The organism is Oceanicola sp. 502str15 (genome assembly GCF_024105635.1).
In the GTDB taxonomy this organism is placed as follows: Bacteria; Pseudomonadota; Alphaproteobacteria; order Rhodobacterales; family Rhodobacteraceae; genus Vannielia.
On record NZ_WYDQ01000001.1, the window covers coordinates 25,525 to 49,944 of the forward strand.

The window sequence follows — 24,420 nt, forward strand, 5'->3', positions numbered from 1 at the left end:
GATGCGACTCATCCTCGGATCCGGCAGCCCGCGTCGTCGCGAGCTGCTGGGCCAGCTCGGGATCACCCCCGACGAAATCCGCGCCGCCGACATCGATGAAAGCCCGGCCAAGGGGGAGCTTCCGCGCCCCTATTGCACCCGCATGGCGGTGGAAAAGGCCCAGGCCCTTCCGCCCGGCGCGGGCGAGATCGTGCTCACCGCAGATACCACCGTGGCGCTGGGCCGCCGCATCCTCGGCAAGCCCGAGGGGCGGGCGCAGGCCGGCGAGTTCCTTCGCGCGCTCTCGGGCCGCAGGCATCGCGTCATCACCGCGCTGGCGGTGCGCAGCGAGGCCGGGATGTGGCAGCGCGACGTGGTCACTTCGGTCAAGATGAAGCGCCTCTCGCAGAGCGAGATCTTCGCCTACCTCGAAACCGGCGACTGGCAGGGCAAGGCCGGCGGCTATGCCATCCAGGGGCCGGCGGGCGCGTTCATTCCATGGATATCAGGCAGTTACTCCGCCGTCATGGGGCTGCCGGTGGCCGAAACCGCCAGCCTTCTGGTGGCGGCGGGCTACCCGCTTTACGGAGCCGCGACATGAAGGGCACCCAGATCATTCTCGACCACGTGGCAGGCCGCGAGGCCGCCGCGTTCATGGTCGACGGACGGCTCGACGACCTGCTGATCGACGCCCCCGGCACCCTGCGCCCCGGCGCGATCTGGCGCGCCAGGGCCGAGCGTCAGGCAAAGGGGCAGGGGGGCATCTTTCTGGCCGCCGAGGGCCAGCGCTTCTGGTTCCGTCAGGCCAAGGGCATTGCGCCCGGCGAGCCGCTGGTGGTGCAGGTCACCGGCTATGCCGAGGTCGAAAAGGCCCCGCCCGTCACCCGCGCCCTCACTTTCAAGTCGCGCTACGTGATCGTCACCCCCGATGCGCCCGGCGTCAACGTCGCCCGCTCGATCCGCGACGAAGACGAGCGCGACCGCCTCAAGCTCGCCGCGCTCGAGGCGCTGGAGGGCCGCGACTGGGGCCTCATCCTGCGCTCCTCCTGCGTCGGCGCCGCCGAGGACGAGATCGCAGACGACATCGCCGCCATGATCGCCACCGCCGAGGAGGCGCTTTCCGAGGGCGCCCCGGGCGAGATCCACCCCGGCGACGGCCCCCACATCACCGCATGGCGCGAGTGGACCCAGCCCGCCGAGGTGGTGACGGAGCCCGGCAGCTTCGAGAGCCACGGCGTGCTCGATGCGCTGGCCGCGCTTCAGGGCCCGCGCGAGCGGGCCGGGGAGGCCACCCTCTATGTCGAGCCGACCCGCGCGCTTGTCGCGGTCGATGTGAACACCGCGGGCGACATGTCTCCCGCGGCGGCGCTCAAGGCCAACCTTGCCGCCGCAAAGGCCCTGCCCCGCGCCCTGCGCCTGCGAGGCCTCGGCGGGCGGGTGGTGGTCGATTTCGCGCCCATGCCCAAGGGCCAGCGCAAGCAGCTCGAGCAGTCGCTCAAGGCCGCCTTCCGCGCCGACCCGATCGAGACCGTGCTGGCCGGCTGGACGCCCCTTGGCCAGTATGAGATGCAAAGGAAACGCGAGCGCCTCCCGCTCGCCCTCACGCTGCCGAAGGAGGTCAAGTGAGCTGCCCGATCTGCTCGAAGGAAGCCCAGCCCAAGTATCGTCCCTTCTGCTCCGCCCGCTGCGCCGACCTCGACCTTGGCAAATGGCTGACAGGCGCCTACGCGGTGCCCTCCGACGACCCAGAGGATATCGAGGAAGCCTTCCGCCTCACCGGCGAGGAAGAGCCCCCCAAACCGCACTGAACATCCCGCGCCCGCTCACCGCATCAACCCCGGCAGCCCGGTGGAGAGGATCGGGAAGGCGCAGACCAGGATCAGCACCACCACCGGCGGGATCAGCCAGGGCAGGATGGCGAAGGCCAGTTTCTGGAACGGGATGTTGCCCACCTGCGCCACGATGAACAGCGCCATGCCCATCGGCGGCGTCAGGATCGAGATCATCAGGTTCAGCACGATGATGATGCCGAAGTGCACCGGGTCGATCCCGTATCCAAGCGCGATCGGCACCAGGATCGGCACCACGATCAGCAGGATCACGAGGCTCTCGATGAAGGCCCCGAGCACGAAGATCATCACGTTCACCGCGATCAAAAAGCTCACCGGCCCGTCGGTCAGCCCGAGGAAGAGCGCCGCGATCTGCTGCGGGGCCTGCTCGCGGGCCAGCACGTAGCCCATCAGGCTCACCCCGGCGATGATCGTGCCGATGGCGGCCGAGGTGGCGGCGGTGGAATAGAGCGCGTCCCACAGGCGGCGGAAGGTGAGTTCGCGGTAGAAGATCAGGTCGATGGCAATGGCATAGGCCACCGTCACCGCAGCCGCCTCGGTGGGCGAGAAATAGCCCGAGAAGATGCCGCCGATGATGACGGCAGGGGTCATCAGGGCCGGGAGCGAGTGCAGAAAGCGCCGGCCGATCTCACCGGCCGTCTGGCGCGGGTCCACCGGGTAGCCGCGCTTGCCGGCATAGATCCAGACCATCACCATCAGGGCAAAGGCGCAGAGCACGCCGGGCACCACGCCGCCCAGAAACAGCGCCCCGATCGAGGTGCCCGAGATCACCCCGTAGAGCACCATGGTGATCGAGGGCGGCACCAGCGGGCCGATCATCGAGGAGGCGGCGGTGATGGCACCGGCGAATTCCTCGTCGTAGCCGGCCTCCCGCATGGCGTCGATCTCCATCTTCCCCAAGCCGCCCGCATCGGCCATGGCCGAGCCGGACATGCCGGAAAAGAACAGCGATGCCAGCACGTTAACGTGCCCCAGCCCGCCCCGGATATGGCCCACCAGCGCGCGGGCAAAGCCAAAGAGGTGGTTCGAGATGCCCGCCGAGTTCAGGATCGAGGCCGCCAGCAGAAACAGCGGCACCGCCAGCAGCGGAAAGCTGTTCAGCCCGTCGGCCATGCGCTGCACCGCGAAGGAAAGCCCCATGCCGGTGTAGTGGAAATAGGCCATCGCCACGAGAATCATCGCCACGCCGATCGGCACCCCGATCAGCACCATCATCAGCCATCCGAAGGCCACCAGAAAGAGCGTCAAAGCACCACCCCGTCACCGTCGCGCCCGGCCTTGCCGAGCAGCCGCGCCCCAATCCGCCAGACCACGAGGATCATGCCGAGGAAGGCGGCCAGGTACATTGCCCCATCCGGGGCGGGCAGGGTGACGGAGGCGTTGCGCCAGGTGCGCTCCACCGTCTTCCAGCCGATCCACACGAGGTGGCAGGCGACCCCGAAGTAGACGAGGTCGATCGCCGTGAACAGGATCATCCGTCCGCGCTCCTTCAACAGCCCGCCGAGCAGGTCCATCCGCAGCTGAGCATTGGTCCGCTCCGCCTCTCCGATCCCGATGAACACCATCCACACCCAGAGCCAGCGGGCCAGCTCCTCGGTCCAGACCGGCCCCGTGAACAACGGGGTCCGGCCCAGAATCTGGATCAGGATCACCACGATCAGCCCGCAGAAGATCAGCGTCGAAAAGACGCCTTCGGGCGAATAGCGGGCACGGCGGCGCATCGCTCTGCGGCTCAGTTGCCCTGAACCCGGGCAATGGCGCCCTCACCGAACTCCTTCTCGAGCTCGCTGTAATAGCCCTTCATCGCGGCGCGGAAGGGGGCGAGGTCGGGCTTGGTCACGGTCAGCCCGGCGGCCTCGAACTTCTCCACCAGCGCGGCCTCGGCCTCCACGTTGGCCGCGTCGTTCACATCGCCGCCCGCAAGCGCCGCCTCCTCGACCCAGGCCTTCTCCTGGTCCGAAAGGCTGTCCCAGGTCTGCATCGAGATCTGGATCGCCTGGCTGGCCACGAAGTGGTTGGTCATCGCGATCGACGACTGCACCTCGTAAAACTTCATGTCCTCGATGGTGGGCAGCGGGTTTTCCTGCGCGTCCACCTGGTTGGTCTGAAGCGCGAGGTAGACCTCGGTAAAGGCCACCGGCGCGGGGGTGGCGCCCACCGCCTCGGCATAGGCGATCAGGAAGGGCACGCCCGGGGTGCGCATCCGCAGGCCCTTGAGGTCTTCCATGCTTTCGATCGGCTTGTTGGCCGAGGTCTGCCGGGTGCCGTAGTACCACAGGTCCACCACCTTCACGCCCTCGGCCTCGAACTTCTGCTCCATCTCCTGGCCCCACGGCCCGGCGACGATGCGTTCGAGATCGGCGAAATCCTCCACCACGTAGGGGGCGCCGATCAGGGTCAGCTCGGGGATCACGTAGGACATGTCGGGATAGCCGGTCGCGGCCATGTCGAGCTCGCCGGCCTGCAGCATCGCCACCATGGCCTTGAAGTCGCCGAGCTGGGCGTTGGGAAAGAGCGTCACCGTCAGCTCCCCGCCCGAGATTTCCTCGAGCTTGGTCTTGAAGGCGTCCATCCCCTTGTAGAGGTTCGAGGTCTCGTTGTTCTGGGTGCCGAAGGTCAGCTCGCGGGCCTCTGCGGTGCCCGAGAGCAGCGCCAAGGCGGCGGCCCCGGCGAACAGGTGTTTCATCAGCATTTTGGTAGTCCTCCCTGGGTGTCTTTCGTATCAGTCCGGCGGATTGGCCGGTTTCGGATCGGCAAGGCGCGAGCGCCATGACCGGTAGAGATGCTTTTCCATCACCTCGGTGGCAGCCGCCGGATCGCCGGCCAGAACCGCCTCGTAGATGCCCCGATGCTCCTCGTAGACCACGCGGTCATGGGCGCTGCGGTCGGTCTCGGGCGGGCGCGCGGCGAGCATCTCCGACAGGAACATGTCGTGCAGCGTCAGCATCACCGGGTTGCCGATCCCGGCCACGATGGCGCGATGAAAGGCAATGTCGGTGGCGGCAAAATCGGGGGTGCCGATGGCGCCGAAGTTCGCCTCCAGCGCGGCGCGGATCTTGGCCGCCTGCAACGGGTCGGCGCGGGTGGCCGCCTCGCGCACGGCGCCGGTCTCGATGAAGTTGCGCATCTGCTCGATATGGGCGCCGCTCTCGTCGTCACCGAGGATCTCGCGGATCATCCCGCCCGCGCCCTGTAGCACCGCCAGCAGCGAGGGCAGGGTGGCCCGTGGCCGCCGCCCGCCGCCGCCCGAAATGTAGCCGCGCATCTGCATCAGCGCGAGCGCCTCCCGCACGGTGGGGCGCGAGGTTTCGAACCGGCTGCACAGGCTGCGCTCGGTGGGCAGGGGGGAATCGGCGGCAATCACGCCGGCCCGGATCTCTCCGATCAGCGTCTGCGCAATCATCTGCGGCGCCTGCCTGTCGTCCGATGATCCAGCGGCCAGCACGCGGCCCTCCCTCGATGGTGTCGGTTTCCTAATCGTCTCGGGTTTGGTAATACCAGATTCGATTCTTGTCAAACCACTGACGGTTTGGCAGGAAAGGGGCAGGAGCCGTTGGAGGGCAGAATGACAAAATCGCTTGGGGGAATGTACGCCGCGCTGATGACCGCGATGGATGAGGACGGCGGCTTTTCGCCCGAACGGCAGCGCGGGCTCGATGCCTGCGTGCTGGGGCAGGGGCTCGCCGGGCTCTACGTGGCGGGCAGTTCCGGCGAGAGCGGGCTGATGGAAAGCGCCGAGCTGGCCGCGCTGCTGGCCGTGGTGGCCGAAGACGCCCGCGCGTCCGGCGCCACGCTCATCGCCCATGTCGGCCAGCCCGCGCTGGAGCCGACCCTGCGGCTGGCGCGCGAGGCCGAGCGGCTCGGCTACCATGCCATCTCCGCCCTGCCGCCCCACGCCTACCCGTTTTCCGACGCCGAGATCCTCGCGTTCTACAAGGCGCTCGCCGCCGCCACCTCCCTGCCGCTCATCGGCTACGAGATCCCGGTGCGCACCGGCCGCCCGCTGCCCACCGCCCTCCTGCTCGACATTCTCGACCTGCCGGGCGTGGCAGGGCTCAAGTTTTCCTCCTCCGACCTCTTCAAGTTCGGCGCCCTGCGCCGGGCGCGGCCCGACAAGACCTTCTATTTCGGCTCCGATGAAATCTGGGGCGGGGCGGCGCTGATCGGGGCCGATGGCGGCATCGGCACAACCTACAACCTCCTCGGCAAGCTCTACGTCGCGCTCGAAGCCGCGCTGGCGGAGTCAAACGTCGCCAGGGCCCGCGCCCTGCAAGATATCTCCGCCCGCTTCGTCGAGGTGTTGCTCGATGTCGGCGTCATGCCGGGGATGAAGGCGGGCTTTGCCCACATCGGGGTCGATGTCGGCCCCTCGCGGCGGCCCATGGCGCTGCGCGGCGCGGGGGCAGAGGCCAAGGTGGCGGCCTTCCTCAGCCAGCCCGAGGTTGCCGAATGGCTGCCCTGAGGCCCGTCGCCTGACAGCGCCCGCCCGTCACGCCCTTATGCGTCACGCCCCCGCCGGGCGTGGCGCGCGCAGCGCCATCACGAGGGCACCAAGCAGCGCCAGCCCGGCCACCTCGGCCCCAAGGCTCACCGCCCCGCCCACCGGCCAGACCAGCGCCACCGTCTCCAGCGCCGCCACGGCAATGAACCCGGCGCGGTGAACCGCCGTCAGCGGGCGGATCATCCATCCCGTCAGCGCCGTGCCCGCCGCGAAGGTGCCCGCAAAGGCCGCCACCGTCGCCAGCGCGATGTTCACCGGCGTCCCGATCAGCAGAAGCTCCGGCGCATAGACAAAGAGGAAGGGCGCGACCACCTTCACAAAGCCCAGCCGGATGCTCTCCATCGCCGTCTCGTTCGGCTCCGCCCCGGCAATCGAGGCCCCGGCATAGGCCGCCAGCGCGACTGGTGGCGTGATGGCCGAGAGCAGCCCGTAGTAGAAGATGAACATATGCGCCGCGATCACCGGCAGGCCGAACTGCTCCAGCGCCGGGGCAATCAGGATCGCCAGCAGCAGGTACGCCGCCGAGGTCGGCATCCCGAGGCCCAGCACGAAGCTCGCCACCATGGTCAGCAGCAGCGTCAGCAGCAGCGACCCCGCGCCCGCGGTCAGGATCAGCGACGAGAGCTTCAGCGCCATGCCGGTCAGGGTAAGCACCCCGATCAGCATGCCCGCAATGCCCACGGCGGCGACGATCGGCAGCACGTTGCGCACCGTCTCCATCATCACCTTCAGCAGGCCCACCGGGCCGATCCGGGTTTCCCGGGTGAAGACAGAAACCACCAGCGTCGTGCCGAGGCACAGCACCGCCGCCGCCGAGGGCGTGTAGCCCATGGCGAGGAACACCACGAGCCCGACCAGCGGAATCAGCAGGTGCCCGCGCTTCAGCAGCACGTCCTTCAGCGCCGGGATCTCGCTCGGATCGGCGCGCCCGAGGTCGAATTTCCCGGCCTCCTCGCGCACGCCCACCAGCAGGGCGAAAACATAGAGCAGCGCCGGGATCAGCGCGGCGGCGGCGATGGTGGCATAGGGCGTCTGGGTGATCTCGGCCATGAGGAAGGCCGCGGCGCCCATGACGGGGGGCATGATCTGCCCCGCCGAGGAGGCCGCCGCCTCGATCGCCCCCGCCACCTTGGGCCGGTAGCCGGTGCGCTTCATCAGCGGAATGGTGAAGGTGCCGGTGGTCACAACGCCCGCCACCGCCGAGCCGTTGATCGAGGAGAACATGGTGGAGGACACCACCGCCGTCAGCGCCGGCCCGCCCTGCACGCGGCCGGTGGCGGCATGGGCGAGGTCCACGAAGACCTGCCCCAACCCGGTCTTCAGCAGCAGCGTGCCGAGCAGCGAGAACAGCAGGATATACTGCACCGCCACCCCCATCGGCAGGCCGAACAGCCCCTCGGTGCGCAGGAAGAGGTTGGAGGTCACGCGGGAGAGCGAATAGCCGTTGTGCCCATAGGTGCCGGGGATCAGGTCGCCGAAGAAGGCATATCCCAGCGCCACCACGCCGAGGCCAACCATCACCCAGCCGATCAGGTAGCGCGCCAGCACCAGCACGGCGGCGGTGCAGATCACGAACAGCCCCACGTCGATGTCGCTGGCAATCCCGCCCGAGCGGACGATCGACAGGTAGTTCACCCACAGGTAGGGCCCGGGCACCAGCACCGCCGCGGCCAGCGCGTAGACCACCGGGCGCAACCATGCCGCCCGCTGCGCCGCCACCACGATCAGCCCGGCCGAGACCATCAGCGAAAAGAAGGTCGAGCGCAGCACCAGCGCCGTGATGTCGCCAAACCACGCCGACCAGACGCAGAGCGCGGTCACGAGCGCCGACAGCACCGCAAGGGCGGCGGTGGCGGCAAGGCGTTCCCAGCGGGGCAGGGCGGTGCCGGGGAGAATATCTGTCAATGAGGTCATCTGTGATCCATCCGCCGCGCGGGCGGGTTGGGCGGGGCCTTTCAGCCCCGCCATCGGGGCTTACTGCCCGTCGAAATAGGCCTGCGAGCCCGGATGCAGATCAATCGGCGTGGCCGTGGCCCGCTCCTTGGTGATCTTCTTGGCCGCCGGGTGCACCGCGCCCAGCTCTTCGAGGTTGTCGAACAGCGTGGCGGTGATGCTCTGGATCAGCGCCGGGTCGGCGTCTGCGGCGGCAAACAGGATCGCCGGATCGCCCACCGCCACCACGGCGGCGTCTTCGCCCTCGTAGGTGCCGCCCGGAATCTCGACCACCTCGTAGAACGGGAATTCCTCGATCAGCCCGCTCACGTCATCGGCCACCACCGGCACCAGCTTCACGTCTTCGGTGGTGAACAGCTCGATGAAGGCCGAGGCCGGGGTGCCGGCCAGAATGATCGAGCCGTCGAGCTGCCCGTTTTTGATCGCGCCGGTCGCCTCGCCATAGCTCAGAAAGCTGACGTTGCCGATGTTGAACGCATCTTCCGCCGTCAGCAGCCGCTCGGCGAAGACCGAGGAGTTGGAGCCCGGAGGGCCGACCGAGATCTTCAGATCGGCCAGATCCTTCACGCCGGCGGCGCCGCTCGCCTCGGTCGCCGCAATCTGCAGCACCGCGGGGTAGAGATAGGCGATCGCCGCCACGTTCTGCGCGTCGCCGTCAAAGGCTCCGGTCCCGTTCTTCGCCTCGTAGAGCGTCGAGGCCGACGAGAAGCCAATGGTCATCTCGCCGCCCGAAACCCGGCGGATGTTCTCGATCGAGGCGCCGGTCACCTCGGCATTGGCGCTCACGCCGTCGAGCTTGCGGGTCAGCAGGTCCGCCATCCCCGCGCCCACGGCATAGAACACCCCGCCGGTGCCGCCGGTGCCGATTGATACCCGCTCCTGCGCCACCGCGCCAAAGGCGGTGGCTCCAAGGACTGCGGCTGCGAGGCCGATGTGCTTAATCATGATGACCCTCCCGTCATATGTTCTTTTTCGTCATGTTCCGCTGGGGGCCAACAGGCGAGCGGCCCCGGGCGTGCCATGCTAGATGATGCGCAGGCATATGTATCCAATACAATTTCCGCAACGCCCATTCAAAAAGGGGGCAGGGCGTGGGGCGCCGCCCTCTGGCCCCCGCGACCGCCCCGGCATAGGCTCCCGCCAAACCATGCCGGAGGCCCCCATGACCAAGACCCACGCCAACACCCACGCCCTCGTCATCGGCGGCACCCAGGGCCTCGGCCGCGCCATCGCCGAGCAGCTCGTGGCCGAGGGCTGCACCAACCTCGTCATCGCCTCGCGCAACGTGCCCCGCGGCGAGGCCGTGGCCGCCGAGATCGGCGCCACCTTCCTGCCCGTCGACCTGCTCGACACCGAGGCCACCGTGGCGCTGGTCGAAAAGGCCGCCGCCCATATGGGCCGCCTCGACGCGCTGGTGAACTCCGCCGCGCTGACGGATCGCGGCACCGTGCTCGACACCTCCCCCGCGCTCTGGGACCGGCTGATGACCGCCAACGCCCGCTCGCCCTACTTTGCCCTACAACGTTTCGCCCAGCTCGCCATCGAGGCGGGCCACCCGGCCTCGGTGGTCAACATCCTCTCCATCGTGGTGCACGGCGGCCAGTCGTTCCTGTCGCCCTACGCGGCCTCCAAGGCGCTCATGGTCAATGTCACCAAGAACGCCGCCAGCACCCTCAGCCACAACCGCATCCGGGTGAACGGCATCAACTGCGGCTGGATGGATACGCCCGGCGAAGACGAGATCCAGCGCAAGTATCACGACGGCGGCGACGACTGGCTGGAGAAGGCCGAGGCAAAGACCCCCTTCGGGATGCTGGTCAAGACGCCCCACGTCGCCCATCTCGCCAGCTACCTCCTGAGCGAGAACGCCGGGGTGATGACCGGCGCGTGCATCGACTTCGATCAGGTCGTGCCCGGCATGTATCCCGAAGCGTAGGGCGGGACTTGTCCCGCCACCCCGGCTCCCGTCTCTTCAGCCAATAAGGCGCAGCCGAAAAGGCCCCCCTTGCGTCCAATGCTTGCCGATGTCAGGCTTTTTGCAAAACTCACATCGGATACCTCCATGACAGCCTGGCCCAGCCCCCGCATCTTCGACGGACACAACGACACGCTCCTGCGCATCATGAACGGCCAGATCACGCCGCAGGACGTGGCCGATGGCCTGCCCGACGGCCACATCGACCTGCCCCGCGCCCGGGCGGGCGGCTTCGGCGGCGGCTTCTTCGCCATGTTCGTGCCCAGCCCCGCCGACAAGGCCCTGCGCTACGAGGTGATGGAAAATCCGCCCTACGACCTGCCGCTGCCGCCCCGGCTGTCGCAGTCCGATGCCCATGATTTCATCACTCGCGAGTTTGCCGCGCTCGAGGCGCTTGAGGCGGCGGGGGCCGTCACCATCTGCCGCACCGCAGCCGAGATCGAGGCCGCGCTGGGCGGCGAAACCATGGCCGCCGTCGCCCATATCGAGGGCGCCGAGGCGATTTCCGAAAGCTGCGCCGAGCTTGAGCCGCTTTACGCGCGCGGCCTTCGCTCGCTCGGCCCGGTCTGGTCGCGCCCGACCGTCTTCGGCGAGGGCGTGCCCTTCCGCTACCCCTCCACCGGCGACATCGGCGGCGGGCTGACCGAGGCCGGCAAGCGGCTGGTCTCCGAGTGCAACCGGCTGAAAATCATGCTTGATCTCAGCCACTTGAACGAGAAAGGCGTAGATGACATCGCCGCGCTCTCCGATGCGCCACTGGTCGCCACCCACTCCAACGCCCATGCCGTCACGCCGCACTCGCGCAACCTCACCGACCGCCAGCTTTCGCAGATCGCGGAGCGCGGCGGCATGGTTGGCATCAACTACGCCTCCGCCTTCCTGCGCCCCGACGGCAAGATGCTTTCCGACTTTTCCCTTGACCTCATGATGCGTCACCTTGACCATCTGATAAAATTTCTGGGGGAAGACGGCGTCGGCTTCGGAAGCGATTTCGACGGTGCGCTGGTTCCCGAAGAGATCAAGGATTGTGCAGGCATGGTCAATCTTCGGGCCGCCCTGCGCAAACATGGGGTGGATGACGCGCTAATGCAGAAGCTTGCCCATGGTAACTGGTTGCGCGTCCTGCGCGCGACATGGGGAGAGTGACCCCACAAAGAAATGAGGCGGCAGGCAAATGACCGCATCAACAACAGGGAGTTCCTACACAATGACACACCGCAAACTCATGCGAACCACCGCGCTCGTCGCCGCCCTCATGGGCGGTGTGGCAGCGCCCGCTCTGGCCGAGACCCCGCCCAACATGCTGGTGATCGCCAACCGCATTGACGACATCAAAACCTTCGACCCGCAAGAGAGCTTCGAGTTCGCCGGGGCCGACGTGTCGCGCAACGTCTACGAGAAGCTGGTCAACTTCGACCCGATGGACCTCGACGCCGGCTACCAGCCCTCGCTGGCCGAAAGCTGGGAGATCTCCGAGGACGGCAAGACCATCACCTTCAAGATCGCCGAGGGCCACGTGTTCTCCTCCGGCAACCCGGTGACGGCCAAGGACGCCGCCTTCTCGCTCCAGCGCGCCGTCAAGCTCGACAAGACGCCCTCCTTCATCCTCACCCAGTTCGGCTTCACCGCCGACAACGTGGACGAGATGATCAAGGTGGTCGATGACATGACCCTCTCGATCACCCTCGACAAGCAATACGCCCTGTCCTTCGTGCTCAACTGCCTCACCGCCACCATCGGCGGCGTGGTCGACATGGAAACCGCCATGGCCAACGAGGTCGATGGCGACATGGGCAACGAGTGGCTGCGCACCAACACCGCCGGCTCCGGCCCCTACAAGGTGGTGGAGTGGAAGCCCAACGAGTCGGTGCTGATGGACCTCAACCCCAACTATCACGGTGACAAACCGGCGATGGAGCGGGTGATCGTCCAGCACATCCAGGAGAGCGCCACCCAGCGCCTCCAGCTCGAGCGCGGCGACATCGACGTGGCCCGCAACCTCTCCCCCGAGGATGTCACCGGCGCCATGGAAGTCGACGGCGTGAAGGTGCTCGACGAGCAGCGCGGCCAGATCATGTATTGGTCGGCCAACCAGAAGAACGAGATGCTCTCCGATCCCAAGGTTCTGGAAGCCCTGAAGTGGGCCACCGACTACGCGGGCATGGAAGGCTCCTTCCTCAAGGGTCAGTGGATCACCCATCAGGCCTACCTGCCGCTCACCTTCCTCGGCGCGCTCGAAGACAAGCCCTTCGGCTTCGATCTCGACAAGGCCAAGGCGGCGCTGGCCGAAAGCGGCCACCCCGATTGCGGCCCGATCAAGATCTCCGTGCGCGAGGCGCAGGAACGTCTGGATATCGCCCAGTCCCTGCAAAACACCTGGGGCCAGCTCGGCTGCGACATCGAGCTGATCGTCGGCACCGGGGCGCAGACGCTCGATCGCTATCGTGCCCGCGAGCACGATATCTACCTCGGCGCCTGGGGCCCGGACTACCCCGACCCCAACACCAACGCCGGCACCTTCGCCGCCAACCCCGACAACGCCGATGAGGCCGGCAACACCGGCTACCTCGCATGGCGCAACGCCTGGGATGCGGCCGGCTTCAACGACGATACCCTCGCCGCCGTGGTCGAAAACGACACCGAGGCGCGCAAGCAGATGTATCTCGACAGCCAGGCCAAGTTCCAGCAGGAGGCCCCCTTCGGCATCATGTTCCAGCGCATCGAGCAGTCGGGCCTGCGCGACAGCGTCGAGAACTGGGTCGTCGGTGGCGCAACCACCGCTGTCTCCTACTGGGTCGTGACCAAGTAAGTGGCAGATATTTCGCAACATCGGGAGGACCGGCGCGGGCCGGTCTTCCCCCCATGGCTCAAGAAGCTGACCGCCACGCTGCTGACCGTGGCCGTCACCTTGTTGGGACTTCTCTTCGTCACCTTCATGATCGGCCGCGTCATGCCGATCGACCCGGTGCTCGCCGTCATCGGCGAGCGGGCCACGCAGGCGCAATACGAGGCCGCCTATCTTGAACTCGGCCTCGACAAATCGGTGTTCCAGCAGTTCCTGATCTACCTCGGCGACGTGTTGCAGGGCGATTTCGGCAAGTCGATCCGCACCGGGCAGCAGGTCACCACCGACATTGCCCGCGTCTTCCCCGCCACGCTGGAGCTGGCCTCCCTCGGCACCATCATCGGCATCGTGCTCGGCGTGCCGCTCGGGGTCATGGCCGCCGTCTATCGCGGCTCGTGGATCGACCAGATCGCCCGCCTCATCGGCCTCATCGGTTACTCCATGCCGATCTTCTGGCTCGGCCTCGTCGGCCTGCTGATCTTCTACGGCATATTGGATTGGGTCGAAGGCCCGGGCCGCCTCGGCGTGTTCTATCAAGGCATCGTGCCCGAGCGCACCGGCCTCCTGCTGGTCGACTCGGCCATCGCGGGCGACTGGACCGTGTTCAAGAACGCCTTCGGCCACATCATCCTGCCCGCCTGCCTGCTGGGCTACTATTCGCTGGCCTACATCAGCCGGATGACCCGTTCGTTCATGCTCGAACAGCTCAACTCCGAGTATGTCACCACCGCGCGGGTCAAGGGCCTCTCCGAGCGCAAGGTCATCTGGCGCCACGCCTTCCGCAACATCCGCATACAGCTCATCACCGTGATCGCGCTGGCCTATGCCAACCTGCTCGAAGGCTCGGTGCTCACCGAGATCATCTTCGCCTGGCCGGGCCTCGGCAGCTACATCACCACCTCGCTCCTCGCCAATGACATGAACTCCGTGCTCGGCGGAACGGTCGTGATCGGCACCATCTTCGTCGGGCTCAACATCTTCTCCGACCTGCTCTACCGCTTCTTCGACCCGAGGGCCAAATGACCGAACTGCCAAACCCGGCCCCCAAGCCCACATGGCGCGAATGGCTCCTGACCGATGCCCCCGGCTCGCGGGCGCAGGCCCGGGCGGCGGCGTGGTATGCGGGCTGGACCAACCTGCGCGGCAACACGCTCGCCATGTTCGGCCTGCTGGTGCTGCTGGCGCTGATCCTCTGCGCCGCCTTCGCCCCGCTGCTGGCCAGCCACAACCCCTTCGCGCAGGATCTCGGCGCGCGCCTGCTGCCGCCCGGCTCCGAGGGCTACATCCTCGGCACCGACAGCCTCGGGCGCGACATCTATTCCCGCCTGCTCTACGGCGCGCGCATCTCGCTCTACATCGTCGCACTGGTGGCGCTCGTCGCCCCGCTCCTCGGGCTGATCATCGGCACGCTGGCGGGCTACATGGGCGGCTGGGTCGACGTGGCGCTGATGCGCTTCACCGATATCTTCCTCGCCTTCCCCCGCCTCATCCTCGCGCTCGCCTTCGTCGCGGCGCTGGGCGCGGGCATCGAAAACGCGGTGCTGGCGATCTCCCTCACCGCATGGCCGCCCTATGCAAGGATCGCGCGGGCCGAAACCCTCACGATCCGCAACTCCGACTATATCCACGCCATCCGCCTGCAAGGCGCGGGGGCAATCCGCATCATCACCCGCCACGTCTGGCCGCTCTGCATTTCCAGCCTCGTGATCCGCGTCACCCTCGACATGGCCGGCATCATCCTCACCGCCGCCGGCCTCGGCTTTCTCGGCCTCGGCGCGCAGCCGCCCTCGCCGGAATGGGGCGCGATGGTCTCCGAAGGGCGCAAGTACATCCTCGATCACTGGTGGGTCGCCACCATCCCCGGCCTCGCCATCTTTGCCATCTCGCTGGCCTTCAACCTGCTGGGCGACGGTCTGCGCGATGTGCTGGACCCCAAGGAGAGCAAGTCGTGAGCGATACCCTCCTCGACGTCGAGAACCTCTGGGTCAAGTTCCCCACCCGCAACGGCATCTTCGACGCGGTGCGCGGCATCTCCTTCAAGCTCGGGCGCGAGCGGCTCGGCATCGTGGGCGAGAGCGGCTCGGGCAAGTCGATGACCGGGCGCGCGCTCCTGAAGCTCATCCGCAAGCCCGGCTTCGTCGAGGCCGACCGGATGCAGATGGGCGACACCGACCTCATCACCGCCTCAGAGCGCGACATGCGCGCCATCCGGGGCCGCCGCGCCGCCATGATCATGCAAGACCCCAAGTTCTCGCTGAACCCGGTCATGAGCATCGAGGCGCAGATGGTCGAGGCGCTGACCACCCATGAGCGGGTGAGCCGCCGTCAGGCTCGCGCCCGCGCGCTGGAAATGCTCGATGCGGTGGCGATCCGCGAGCCGGAACGGGTGCTCAAGCTCTACCCGCACGAGGTTTCGGGCGGCATGGGCCAGCGCATCATGATCGCCATGATGCTGATCCCCGACCCCGAAATCCTCATCGCCGACGAGCCGACCTCGGCGCTCGACGTCTCGGTGCAGCTTCAGGTGCTGGAGATCATGGACAAGCTGGTGAAGGAGCGCGGCATGGGGCTGATCTTCATCAGCCACGACCTGAACCTCGTCGCCAATTTCTGCGACCGTGTCGCGGTGATGTATGCCGGACGGATCGTGGAGGTCTGCGAGGCCGGCAAGCTGAACGACGCCCAGCACCCCTACACCCGCGGGCTGCTCAACGCCGTGCCCAACCTCGAACACCCGCGCGAGCGGCTGGAGGTTCTGGCCCGCGACCCGGCCTGGCGCGAGGCACCCTCGGTGAGCGCCCGATGAACACCGCAAACCCGATGAACACCGCCCTCGACATCCGCAATCTCCACGTCTGGTTCGGCGAGGGTTCGGCCCGCAACATGGCGGTGAAGGGCGTGGACCTCGCCGTGCAGGAGGGCGAGAGCTTCGGCCTCGTGGGCGAAAGCGGCTCGGGCAAGTCCACCGTGCTGCGCGCGCTTGCCGGGCTGGTCGAAAGCTGGGACGGCTCGATTTCCGTCGCCGGCGAAAGCCTGCGCCCCAAGGGCCGCTCGAAGGCCTTCTACAAGACCGTGCAGATGGTGTTTCAGGACCCCTACGCCTCGCTCCACCCGCGCCATACGGTGGACCGGGTGCTGGGCGAGACCCTGCAACTGCATGGCTTTTCCGAGATCGACGCCCGCATCACCCGCCTGCTGGAAAGCGTCGGCCTCGGCACCGGCTTCCGCTTCCGCTACCCCCACCAGCTTTCCGGCGGCCAGCGTCAGCGCGTCGCCATCGCCCGCGCCCTTGCGCCCGAACCCCGCATCCTGCTGCTCGACGAGCCGACCTCGGCGCTCGACGTGTCGGTGCAGGCCGAAATCCTCAACCTGCTCTCCGACCTGCGCAGCGAGATGGGCCTCACCTACCTGATGGTCAGCCACGACCTTGGCGTGGTCGGCCATATGTGCGGCCAGATCGCGGTGATGCAGCAGGGCGAAATCGTCGAAACGCTGGGCGTGGCCGAGATGCGCAAGCTCCAGGCCAGCCACCCCTACACCCAGCACCTGCTCGACAGCTCGCTCGGCGCGATCCGCTGAACCCGCAGCGCCCTTGGCGGGCGGGGGATTGAGTATTTGCAGCAAGAAAATGGGGCAGGGGGGCGCCCGGCCTCCCGGCCCGCTTGAAATGCAGGCGTGCCGCCTATTCTTTGGGCAGCTCCGGGGGCGCTCCTCGCGCGCGCAGCGCCCGCCACCGCATCCGCTTGCTGCCCCTCCCGGCCCGGCCTAGGCAGGGGCGGCCAAATCGGCCCCTTGCCAGACCGGAAGCCCTGCGAATGTCCGACAAGCTCTCCATCATCGTCGTCGAAGCCGACCGCGAGCGCGCGCTGCTCATCGTCGACAGCCTGCGCGAGGCGGGCGATTTCGACGTGTCGGTGATCTCCGAGGTCACCGGCCTCTCGCGGCGGATCTCGGAGATGAACCCCGACATGGTGCTGGTCGATGTCGCCTCGCCCTCACGCGACATGCTCGAGGAGCTGACCCTCGCCTCCGGCCCGATGGACCGGCCCGTGGCGCTCTTTGTGGACCGAGACGAAGGCGGCATGACCCGCGCCGCCATCGAGGCCGGGGTCTCGGCCTATGTGGTCGACGGGCTGCGACCCGACCGGATCAAGCCGATCATGGATGCCGCCATCGCCCGCTTCCACATGTTCTCGCAGATGCGCGCCGAGCTGAAAGCCACCCGGCAGGCGCTGGAGGAACGCAAGATCATCGACCGCGCCAAGGGCCTGCTGATGAAGGCCAAGGGGCTGGACGAAGACGCCGCCTATGCCCTGCTGCGCAAGGCGGCGATGGATCAGGGCGTGAAGCTGGCCGACGTGGCCCAAAGCCTCGTCACCGCGGCCGGGCTGCTCTCGTGAGCGCGCCGCTTTCCGCCGGGTTCATCCCGCTGGTCGACGCCGCCCCGCTGGTGATCGCCCGCGAAATCGGCTTTGCCGAGGAGGAGGGGCTGGCGCTGGACCTGCGCCCGGCCGCCTCCTGGGCCACGCTGCGCGACATGGTCTCGCTGGGGCAGGTCGAGGCCGCGCATATGCTCGCCCCGGTGCCGGTGGCCATGGCGCTGGGGCTCGGCGGGGCGGGCACAAGGCTCGACGTGCTGCAGGTGCTCTCGGTCAACGGCAATGCCATCGGGGTGTCGACCCAGCTTGCCGCGCGGATGCGCGAGGCTGGCCACCCCTTCGACTTCGTAGATGCCGCCGCCGCCGGGCACGCGCTCATGGCCGCCAAGCCCGAGGGGCTGCGCATCGGCGTGCCCTTTCCCTTCTCCGGCCATGCCGAACTGCTCTACCACTGGCTCGGGGCGCTGGGCTTTGCCGCGCCGCAGGCGCTCTCGGTGCACACCATTCCGCCCGCCCTCATGGCCGATGCCCTCGCCGCCGGCGAGATCGACGCCTTCTGCGTCGGCGCGCCCTGGGGCTCGCTGGCGGTGGAGGAGGGCTCGGGCGAACTGCTGCTGCCGGGCACCGCGATCCGCCGCTTCGCGCCCGAGAAGGTGCTCGCCGTGCGCCACGACTGGGCCGAGACCGAGCCCGACCTCACAGGCCGCCTGATGCGCGCGATCTGGCGCGCCAGCCGCTGGCTCGGGCAGCCGCAGAACCGGATGACCGCGGCCGAGATCCTCGCCCGCAAGCCCTGGCTCGACACCTCCGCCGAGCTGATCGAGCGGGCGCTCTCGGGGCGGCTCATCGTCAGCCAGCGCGGCGACATGCGCACTGTGCCGCGCTACCTCGAGTTCTTCGCAGGCGCCGCCACCTTCCCCTGGCGCTCCGCCGGGGCGCTGATTGCCGACCGGATCGCCGGGCGCACCGGGCTCGACAGGCCCGCCGCCCAGGCCGAGGGCCGCCGGGTCTTCCGCTCCGACCTCTACCGCCAGCACCTCGCCCGCACCACCGCCGACATGCCCGGCGCCTCCGAGCGGCTGGAGGGCGCGCTGCGCGAAGACACCCCCGCGGCCTCCCCCTCGGGCCGGCTGACCCTGCCGGCTGATTCCTTCTTCGACGGCTACATTTTTGATCCAAGCGCCCGGAAGCGCTGAATTCTTGTGCAGCAATGCTGCACTGCGGCACGCCCGCCGCCCGGTTTGCGCCAATTTCGCCCCCCTCGCTTGACCGACGGGGAGCAGCAGCGCAAAACAACCCTCAGATGAGGCAAGGGCGTCTCATCCGACGAATTCACCCTCGATGATGCGGGTACACCCGAGCACAGCCGCTCGACCCATTGCGCCGAAAACGCGCGATGTCGGTCAGCGGCTTTTTTGTTTTTGCGGGCCCGTACGGGCCCAAACCAAGGGACGAATGAACAGATGAAAAACCTCTTCGGAATCGTCGCCACCACGGCGACCCTTCTGACCGGCGCCTTCCTCACCGGCACCGCGACCGCCCAGTCGCTGGACCTGGAAAAGGACGAGCTGACCTTCGGCTTCATCAAGCTCACCGACATGGCCCCCCTCGCGGTGGCCTACGAGCAGGGCTACTTCCTCGACGAAGGGCTCTTCGTCACGCTGGAAGCGCAGGCCAACTGGAAGGTGCTGCTTGACGGCGTCATCGGCGGCCAGCTCGACGGTGCCCACATGCTCGCCGGTCAGCCGCTTGCCGCCACCATCGGCTACGGCACCGAGGCCCATATCATCACCCCCTTCTCGATGGACCTGAACGGAAACGGCATCACCGTGTCCAACGAGGTCTGGGAGCTGATGAAGCCGAATATCCCGCAGGAAGACGGCAAGCCCGTGCACCCGATCTCCGCCTCCGCCATGGCGCCGGTGGTCGAGCAGTACAAATCGGAGGGAAAGCCCTTCAACATGGGCATGGTCTTCCCGGTCTCCACCCACAATTACGAGCTGCGCTACTGGCTTGCGGCGGGCGGGCTGCACCCGGGCTTCTACTCGCCCGAAAACATCTCGGGCCAGATTGCCGCCGATGTGCTGCTCTCCGTCACCCCGCCGCCGCAGATGCCCGCCACCCTCGAGGCCGGCACCATCTATGGCTACTGCGTGGGCGAGCCCTGGAACCAGGCCGCCGTGTTCAAGGGCATCGGCGTGCCGGTGATCACCGACTACGAACTGTGGAAGAACAACCCCGAGAAGGTCTTCGGCATCACCGCCGCCTTCGCCGAGGAGAACCCCAACACCACCAAGGCCGTGGTCAAGGCGCTGATCCGCGCCGCCATCTGGCTTGACGAGAACGACAACGCCAACCGCGCCGAGGCGGTCGAGATCCTGTCGCGCTCCGAATACGTGGGCGCCGACGCCGAGGTGATCGCCAACTCGATGACCGGCACATTCGAATACGAGAAGGGCGACAAGCGCGCCGTGCCCGACTTCAACGTGTTCTTCCGCTACAACGCGACCTACCCGTTCTACTCCGACGCCATCTGGTATCTCACCCAGATGCGCCGCTGGGGCCAGATCCCCGAGGAGAAGCCGGACGCCTGGTATGCCGAAACCGCAGCCTCGGTCTACCGCCCCGACATCTACCTCGAAGCCGCCCGCCTGCTGGTCGATGAAGGGCTCGCCAACGAGGCCGACTTCCCCTGGGACAGCGATGGCTACAAGGCGCCCACTCCGGCCACCGACATCATCGACGGCATCCCCTACGACGGGAAGGCGCCCAACGCCTACCTCGAGAGCCTGCCGATCGGCCTGAAAGGTGCGCAGAAGGTCGTCGGCAACGAGGTGCAGGGATAACCCCCGATGGCGGGTGACGCTCGCGCTGCCGCGCATCGCCCCACCCGCCATCCCGCATCACCGCACGTTCCCGCCCGTCCGGGTGCGTGCCCCCCGTTTACAGGTGCCCGGTATGTCGGATGACGTCTGCACAGGTTGTGCACAGGTTGTGTACCGGATGTGCCTCTGAAGTTTTCATAGTTAACCCGGCTGCAACGGCGTGGCCTCAGCAAAAACGCACATAGCAAAGAGACCCGAAATGACCGCTATCGACCCTCAATCGCTGGACGCCGCAGCCGCCGCCAAAGAGGCCCGCCGCGCCCGGCTTTTCACCCGGATCAACAAGGCCGACAAATGGTTTTCCGTGCTTGGCCTCGCCTGGATCACCCCCATGCTGAAGGCCGCCGCCGGAGACAACCCGCGCGCGCAAGCCTCTGAAATCTGGAAACTTCTCGGCGTGCCCCTGCTCGCCATCGCAGCCTTCCTCCTGCTCTGGGGCACCCTCGCGCCCCGGGTGCAAACCTCGCTCGGCGCGGTGCCCGGCCCGGCGCAGGTCTGGGAAGAGGCGGTCAACCTCCACCAGGATGCCGTCGCCACCGCCGCGAAGCGCGCCAAGTTCGAGGCCATGGTGGCCAAGCGCAATGAGAAGCTCATCGCGGAAGGCAAGGAAGATCAGGTAAAATCAGTCGCTTACACCGGCTCGCCCAGCTACTACCAGCAGATCTGGACCTCGATCAAAACCGTGTTCTTCGGCTTCCTGATCGCCTCGCTGGTTGCCATCCCCCTCGGCATCGCCGCCGGCCTCTCGGCCACCGCGAACGCCGCCCTCAACCCTTTGATTCAAATATTCAAACCGGTCTCCCCGCTGGCCTGGCTGCCGATCGTCACCATGATCGTCTCCGCCGTCTACGCCACCAACGACGGGCTGTTCTCCAAGTCCTTCCTCGTCTCCGCCATCACCGTCACTCTCTGCTCGCTCTGGCCCACGCTGATCAACACCTCGCTGGGGGTCGCGAGCATCGACAAGGATCTGGTGAACGTCTCCAAGGTGTTGAAAATGAACACCTATACCAAGATCACCAAGCTGGTGCTCCCCTCCGCCCTGCCGCTCATCTTCACCGGGCTGCGGCTCTCTCTCGGGGTCGGCTGGATGGTGCTGATTGCCGCCGAGATGCTGGCGCAGAACCCGGGACTGGGCAAGTTCGTCTGGGACGAGTTCCAGAACGGCTCCTCCAGCTCGCTGGCCAAGATCATGGTCGCCGTCTTCACCATCGGCATCATCGGTTTCCTGCTGGATCGCGTCATGTTCGCCCTCCAGTCCCTCTTCACCTTCTCCAACAATCGGTGATCCCCATGGCCATCCTGAAATTGCAAGACGTTTCAAAGAGCTACGGCGAGGGGCTGCACGAGACCCCGGTGCTGCAAAACATCGACTTGGAGGTGCAGGAGGGCGAATTCCTCGTGCTGCTCGGCTTCTCCGGCTCCGGCAAGACCACCCTCATCAACCTGCTCGCCGGGCTCGATGCACCCACCAAGGGCAGCGTCACCTACAAGGGCGCAAAGATCACCGAGCCCTCCCCCGAGCGCGGCGTGATCTTCCAGAGCTACTCGCTCATGCCCTGGCTCACCGTGGCGGGCAACGTGGGCCTCGCGGTCGACACGGTTTTCCCCGGTCTGAGCAGGGCCGAGAAGGCCGAGAAGGTGGCGCATTACGTCAAGATGGTGGGCCTTTCCCACGCCACCGCCCGCCGCCCCGCCGAGCTTTCGGGCGGCATGCGCCAGCGGGTCAACGTGGCCCGGGCACTGGCGATGAACCCAGAAGTTCTGCTGCTGGATGAACCGCTTAGCGCGCTCGATGCGCTGACCCGCGCCAACCTCGCCGACGAGATCGAGGCGATCTGGCAGGAAGAAAAGCAGACCTGCGTGCTCATCACCAACGATGTCGACGAGGCCATCATTCTCGCTGACCGGATCATCGCGCTTAACCCCGACGGCACCCTTGGCGAAGAGTTCAAGGTGAGCATCCCGCGCCCCCGCGACCGGGGCGAGATGAACCACGACGAGACCTTCAAGAAGCTGCGCGCCAAGGTCACGACCTACCTGATGGATGTGGGCATCGAGGCCAAGGCCGAGGGCATCCGCAACCTGCCGCAAGTCACCCCGATTCACGGGCTTCCGGCGGCGCAGGCCAAGGCGCAGGAGGGGATGATCGACGATCGCTTTCTCGATTTCTCCCAACTCCACAAGATCTATCCCACGCCGAAGGGGCCGTTAACGGTTGTTGAAGACTTCAACCTCAAGATGGACCGTGGCGAGTTCATCTCGCTGATCGGCCATTCGGGCTGTGGCAAGTCCACCGTGCTCACCATGGCGGCCGGTCTCAACGAAATCAGCAAGGGCGCGATCAAGCTCGACGGGCGGCACGTCATGGGGGCAGACCCCGAGCGCGCCGTCGTGTTCCAATCGCCCAACCTCTTTCCGTGGCTCACCGCGCGGGAAAATTGCGCCATCGGGGTCGACAAGGTCTACCCCAACGCCTCCCAGGCCGAGCGGCAGGAGGTGGTTGAATACTACCTCGAACGTGTCGGCCTCGCCGATGCGATGGACCGTGGCGCCGCCGACATGTCCAACGGCATGAAGCAGCGCGTCGGCATCGCCCGCGCCTTCGCCCTCTCCCCCAAGCTCCTCCTGCTCGACGAGCCCTTCGGCATGCTCGACAGCCTCACCCGCTGGGAGCTGCAAGAGGTGCTGATGGAGGTCTGGGACCGCACCAAGGTCACCGCCATCTGCGTCACCCACGATGTCGACGAGGCGATCCTTCTGGCCGATCGCGTGGTGATGATGACCAACGGCCCGCAGGCCACCATCGGCAAGATCGTCGACGTAGACCTGCCGCGCCCGCGCAGCCGCAAGGCCCTGCTCGAGCATCCCGATTATTATCTCTACCGCGAGCAAGTGCTTAATTTCCTTGAGGAATACGAGCATGGGGCAAAGGGAAAATCCGAAAGTGAGAAGGCGAAAACAGGAGCCAAGAAGGCGGCCTGAGCGCGATGAGCACTCACTTCACAGTCATTCCGGGCGGCCTGCTGGGCGCGTCCACGCAGACAGAGGGAGACGACATCATGGATGTCGCAGTCGATACACCAACCAAGACCTTCATACAGGTCGCTGAAATCTGGGTGCCCGAGGGCGAGACCCTGGTTCACGGCGGCGGCAGCTACGGCGATCTGGCCGCCTTCGAGGAGGCGTCGCGCCGCGCGAGCTTCCCCAAGGGCGAAGGCCTTCCGGGCCGGGCGTGGGAGGAGGCCCGCCCGGTCGTGCTGAAGGGGTTCGATGGCAGCAATTTCAAGCGGATAGAGGCCGCCGCCGAGGCCGGGCTCACCTCCGCCGTGGCGATCCCGGTCTTTGCCGGAAAGACCCTCAAGGCGGTGCTCGTGGTGCTCTGCGGCGACGATGAAAACCGCACCGGTGCCATCGAGGTCTGGGCCGAGAAGGACCAGTTGCTGATGCTGGAAGACGGCTACTACGGCGCCGCCAAGCACTTCGAATGGGTCAGCCAGCACACGCATTTTCCAGCCGGTCAGGGGCTTCCGGGCGGCATCTGGGCCTCGCAGACGCCGATCCTGATGCGCGATCTCGGCTCCGGCTACCGCTTCATCCGCGCCGATGCGGCGGGCAAGGCCGGGCTCACCACCGGCCTCGGCCTGCCCGTGCCGGTGCCCGGCAAGAGCGCCTATGTGCTCACCCTGCTCTCGGCCCTCGGCACCCCCATCGCCCGGCGGTTCGAGCTGTGGGACGCCCGTGCCGCCAAGGTCGGCAAGGGCGGCGGGGCCGCGCTGGTCGATGGCATCTGCGCCCGTGAAGGCGCGCTCTGGGATCCGGAGAATGCCGGCAAAGAGCGCCGCGCCGAGGCCTGGCAGGGGAGCATCGGCAAGGTGCTCGGCTCAGGCCTGCCGGTGGTGGAAAGCGGCAAACCCGGGCTGGCGGCGGGCTACGGCTCGATGGTCGCCCTGCCGATCTATCTGGGCGGAGAGCTCGCCCACATCGTCGCCTGGTACGTGTGAGGAAAGCGCCATGATCCAATTTGTCTTCGATCTCTTCGTCGTTCCGCAA

23 protein-coding genes are annotated in these 24,420 nt (G+C 67.1%); 17 read left to right on the plus strand and 6 right to left on the minus strand.

Translation table 11 applies throughout. The features are described 5' to 3' along the window. Position 1: 1 nt before the first annotated feature. The 3 genes from GTH22_RS00140 to GTH22_RS00150 are packed head-to-tail and all read left to right on the plus strand — an operon-like array spanning position 2 to position 1,787. Positions 2 to 580, plus strand: coding sequence for a nucleoside triphosphate pyrophosphatase (locus GTH22_RS00140; RefSeq protein WP_252942521.1), 579 nt, complete (start codon positions 2 to 4; stop codon positions 578 to 580). Beyond that, positions 577 to 1,605, plus strand: a complete 1,029-nt coding sequence (locus GTH22_RS00145) for a ribonuclease E/G (protein ID WP_252942522.1) — start codon at positions 577 to 579, stop codon at positions 1,603 to 1,605. The genes GTH22_RS00140 and GTH22_RS00145 overlap by 4 nt, the downstream gene beginning before the upstream one ends. Continuing rightward, positions 1,602 to 1,787, plus strand: coding sequence for a DNA gyrase inhibitor YacG (locus tag GTH22_RS00150; protein WP_252942523.1), 186 nt, complete (start codon positions 1,602 to 1,604; stop codon positions 1,785 to 1,787). The genes GTH22_RS00145 and GTH22_RS00150 overlap by 4 nt, the downstream gene beginning before the upstream one ends. Before the next feature lie 15 nt (positions 1,788 to 1,802). Here the strand turns inward: GTH22_RS00150 and GTH22_RS00155 are convergent, their stop codons facing one another. From GTH22_RS00155 to GTH22_RS00170, 4 genes are read right to left on the minus strand one after another with little or no spacing between them, the layout of a single operon-like run. Then, on the minus strand, positions 1,803 to 3,077 hold the full coding sequence (locus GTH22_RS00155; protein ID WP_252942524.1) for a TRAP transporter large permease: 1,275 nt from the start codon (positions 3,075 to 3,077) through the stop codon (positions 1,803 to 1,805). Continuing rightward, positions 3,074 to 3,550 (minus strand): TRAP transporter small permease, encoded by a 477-nt coding sequence (locus tag GTH22_RS00160; RefSeq protein WP_252942525.1) that lies wholly within the window; start codon positions 3,548 to 3,550, stop codon positions 3,074 to 3,076. Before GTH22_RS00160 ends, GTH22_RS00155 begins: the two co-directional genes overlap by 4 nt. A gap of 11 nt (positions 3,551 to 3,561) precedes the next feature. After that, entirely contained in the window at positions 3,562 to 4,515 is a 954-nt protein-coding gene (locus tag GTH22_RS00165; protein ID WP_252942526.1) for a sialic acid TRAP transporter substrate-binding protein SiaP, read from the minus strand. Positions 4,516 to 4,551: 36 nt separating this feature from the next. Beyond that, on the minus strand, positions 4,552 to 5,274 hold the full coding sequence (locus GTH22_RS00170) for an FCD domain-containing protein (protein ID WP_252942527.1): 723 nt from the start codon (positions 5,272 to 5,274) through the stop codon (positions 4,552 to 4,554). Between the two features lie 120 nt (positions 5,275 to 5,394). Between GTH22_RS00170 and GTH22_RS00175 the strand changes: the two genes are divergently transcribed. After that, complete coding sequence (locus GTH22_RS00175; protein ID WP_252942528.1) at positions 5,395 to 6,291, plus strand: dihydrodipicolinate synthase family protein; 897 nt, start codon at positions 5,395 to 5,397, stop codon at positions 6,289 to 6,291. 42 nt (positions 6,292 to 6,333) lie between these two features. On the opposite strand, the gene GTH22_RS00180 is transcribed toward GTH22_RS00175, so the two are convergent. Both GTH22_RS00180 and GTH22_RS00185 read right to left on the minus strand, forming a co-directional pair. Then, on the minus strand, positions 6,334 to 8,244 hold the full coding sequence (locus GTH22_RS00180; RefSeq protein WP_252942529.1) for a TRAP transporter fused permease subunit: 1,911 nt from the start codon (positions 8,242 to 8,244) through the stop codon (positions 6,334 to 6,336). Positions 8,245 to 8,304: 60 nt separating this feature from the next. Continuing rightward, positions 8,305 to 9,228 (minus strand): TAXI family TRAP transporter solute-binding subunit, encoded by a 924-nt coding sequence (locus GTH22_RS00185; RefSeq protein ID WP_252942530.1) that lies wholly within the window; start codon positions 9,226 to 9,228, stop codon positions 8,305 to 8,307. Positions 9,229 to 9,445: 217 nt separating this feature from the next. Between GTH22_RS00185 and GTH22_RS00190 the strand changes: the two genes are divergently transcribed. From GTH22_RS00190 to GTH22_RS00250, 13 genes are all read left to right on the plus strand, one after another. After that, positions 9,446 to 10,219: an SDR family oxidoreductase gene (locus GTH22_RS00190; RefSeq protein ID WP_252942531.1), complete on the plus strand. Its 774-nt coding sequence runs from the start codon at positions 9,446 to 9,448 to the stop codon at positions 10,217 to 10,219. 126 nt (positions 10,220 to 10,345) lie between these two features. After that, on the plus strand, positions 10,346 to 11,404 hold the full coding sequence (locus tag GTH22_RS00195) for a dipeptidase (RefSeq protein ID WP_252942532.1): 1,059 nt from the start codon (positions 10,346 to 10,348) through the stop codon (positions 11,402 to 11,404). 61 nt (positions 11,405 to 11,465) lie between these two features. After that, the gene (locus tag GTH22_RS00200) at positions 11,466 to 13,067 is read left to right on the plus strand and encodes an ABC transporter substrate-binding protein (RefSeq protein ID WP_252942533.1); all 1,602 of its coding nucleotides are present in this window, start codon (positions 11,466 to 11,468) and stop codon (positions 13,065 to 13,067) included. Further along, positions 13,068 to 14,126 carry an ABC transporter permease gene (locus GTH22_RS00205; RefSeq protein ID WP_371928303.1) on the plus strand — a complete coding sequence of 353 codons (1,059 nt, stop codon included), beginning with the start codon at positions 13,068 to 13,070 and terminating at the stop codon, positions 14,124 to 14,126. It abuts the gene before it with no gap. Next, on the plus strand, positions 14,123 to 15,055 hold the full coding sequence (locus tag GTH22_RS00210; protein WP_252942534.1) for an ABC transporter permease: 933 nt from the start codon (positions 14,123 to 14,125) through the stop codon (positions 15,053 to 15,055). The genes GTH22_RS00205 and GTH22_RS00210 overlap by 4 nt, the downstream gene beginning before the upstream one ends. Continuing rightward, on the plus strand, positions 15,052 to 15,909 hold the full coding sequence (locus GTH22_RS00215) for an ATP-binding cassette domain-containing protein (RefSeq protein WP_252942535.1): 858 nt from the start codon (positions 15,052 to 15,054) through the stop codon (positions 15,907 to 15,909). Before GTH22_RS00210 ends, GTH22_RS00215 begins: the two co-directional genes overlap by 4 nt. Before the next feature lie 14 nt (positions 15,910 to 15,923). Continuing rightward, positions 15,924 to 16,682 carry an ABC transporter ATP-binding protein gene (locus GTH22_RS00220; RefSeq protein ID WP_252947541.1) on the plus strand — a complete coding sequence of 253 codons (759 nt, stop codon included), beginning with the start codon at positions 15,924 to 15,926 and terminating at the stop codon, positions 16,680 to 16,682. 236 nt (positions 16,683 to 16,918) lie between these two features. Then, complete coding sequence (locus GTH22_RS00225) at positions 16,919 to 17,503, plus strand: ANTAR domain-containing response regulator (protein ID WP_252942536.1); 585 nt, start codon at positions 16,919 to 16,921, stop codon at positions 17,501 to 17,503. After that, a complete protein-coding gene (locus GTH22_RS00230; RefSeq protein ID WP_252942537.1) occupies positions 17,500 to 18,678 on the plus strand; it encodes an ABC transporter substrate-binding protein in 1,179 nt (392 codons plus the stop codon). The genes GTH22_RS00225 and GTH22_RS00230 overlap by 4 nt, the downstream gene beginning before the upstream one ends. A gap of 267 nt (positions 18,679 to 18,945) precedes the next feature. Beyond that, positions 18,946 to 20,328 (plus strand): CmpA/NrtA family ABC transporter substrate-binding protein, encoded by a 1,383-nt coding sequence (locus tag GTH22_RS00235; protein ID WP_252942538.1) that lies wholly within the window; start codon positions 18,946 to 18,948, stop codon positions 20,326 to 20,328. 238 nt (positions 20,329 to 20,566) lie between these two features. Continuing rightward, the gene (locus tag GTH22_RS00240) at positions 20,567 to 21,655 is read left to right on the plus strand and encodes an ABC transporter permease (protein WP_252942539.1); all 1,089 of its coding nucleotides are present in this window, start codon (positions 20,567 to 20,569) and stop codon (positions 21,653 to 21,655) included. A gap of 5 nt (positions 21,656 to 21,660) precedes the next feature. Continuing rightward, positions 21,661 to 23,352, plus strand: coding sequence for an ABC transporter ATP-binding protein (locus GTH22_RS00245; protein ID WP_252942540.1), 1,692 nt, complete (start codon positions 21,661 to 21,663; stop codon positions 23,350 to 23,352). Positions 23,353 to 23,357: 5 nt separating this feature from the next. Then, positions 23,358 to 24,371, plus strand: coding sequence for a GAF domain-containing protein (locus GTH22_RS00250; RefSeq protein WP_252942541.1), 1,014 nt, complete (start codon positions 23,358 to 23,360; stop codon positions 24,369 to 24,371). Positions 24,372 to 24,420: the final 49 nt, after the last annotated feature.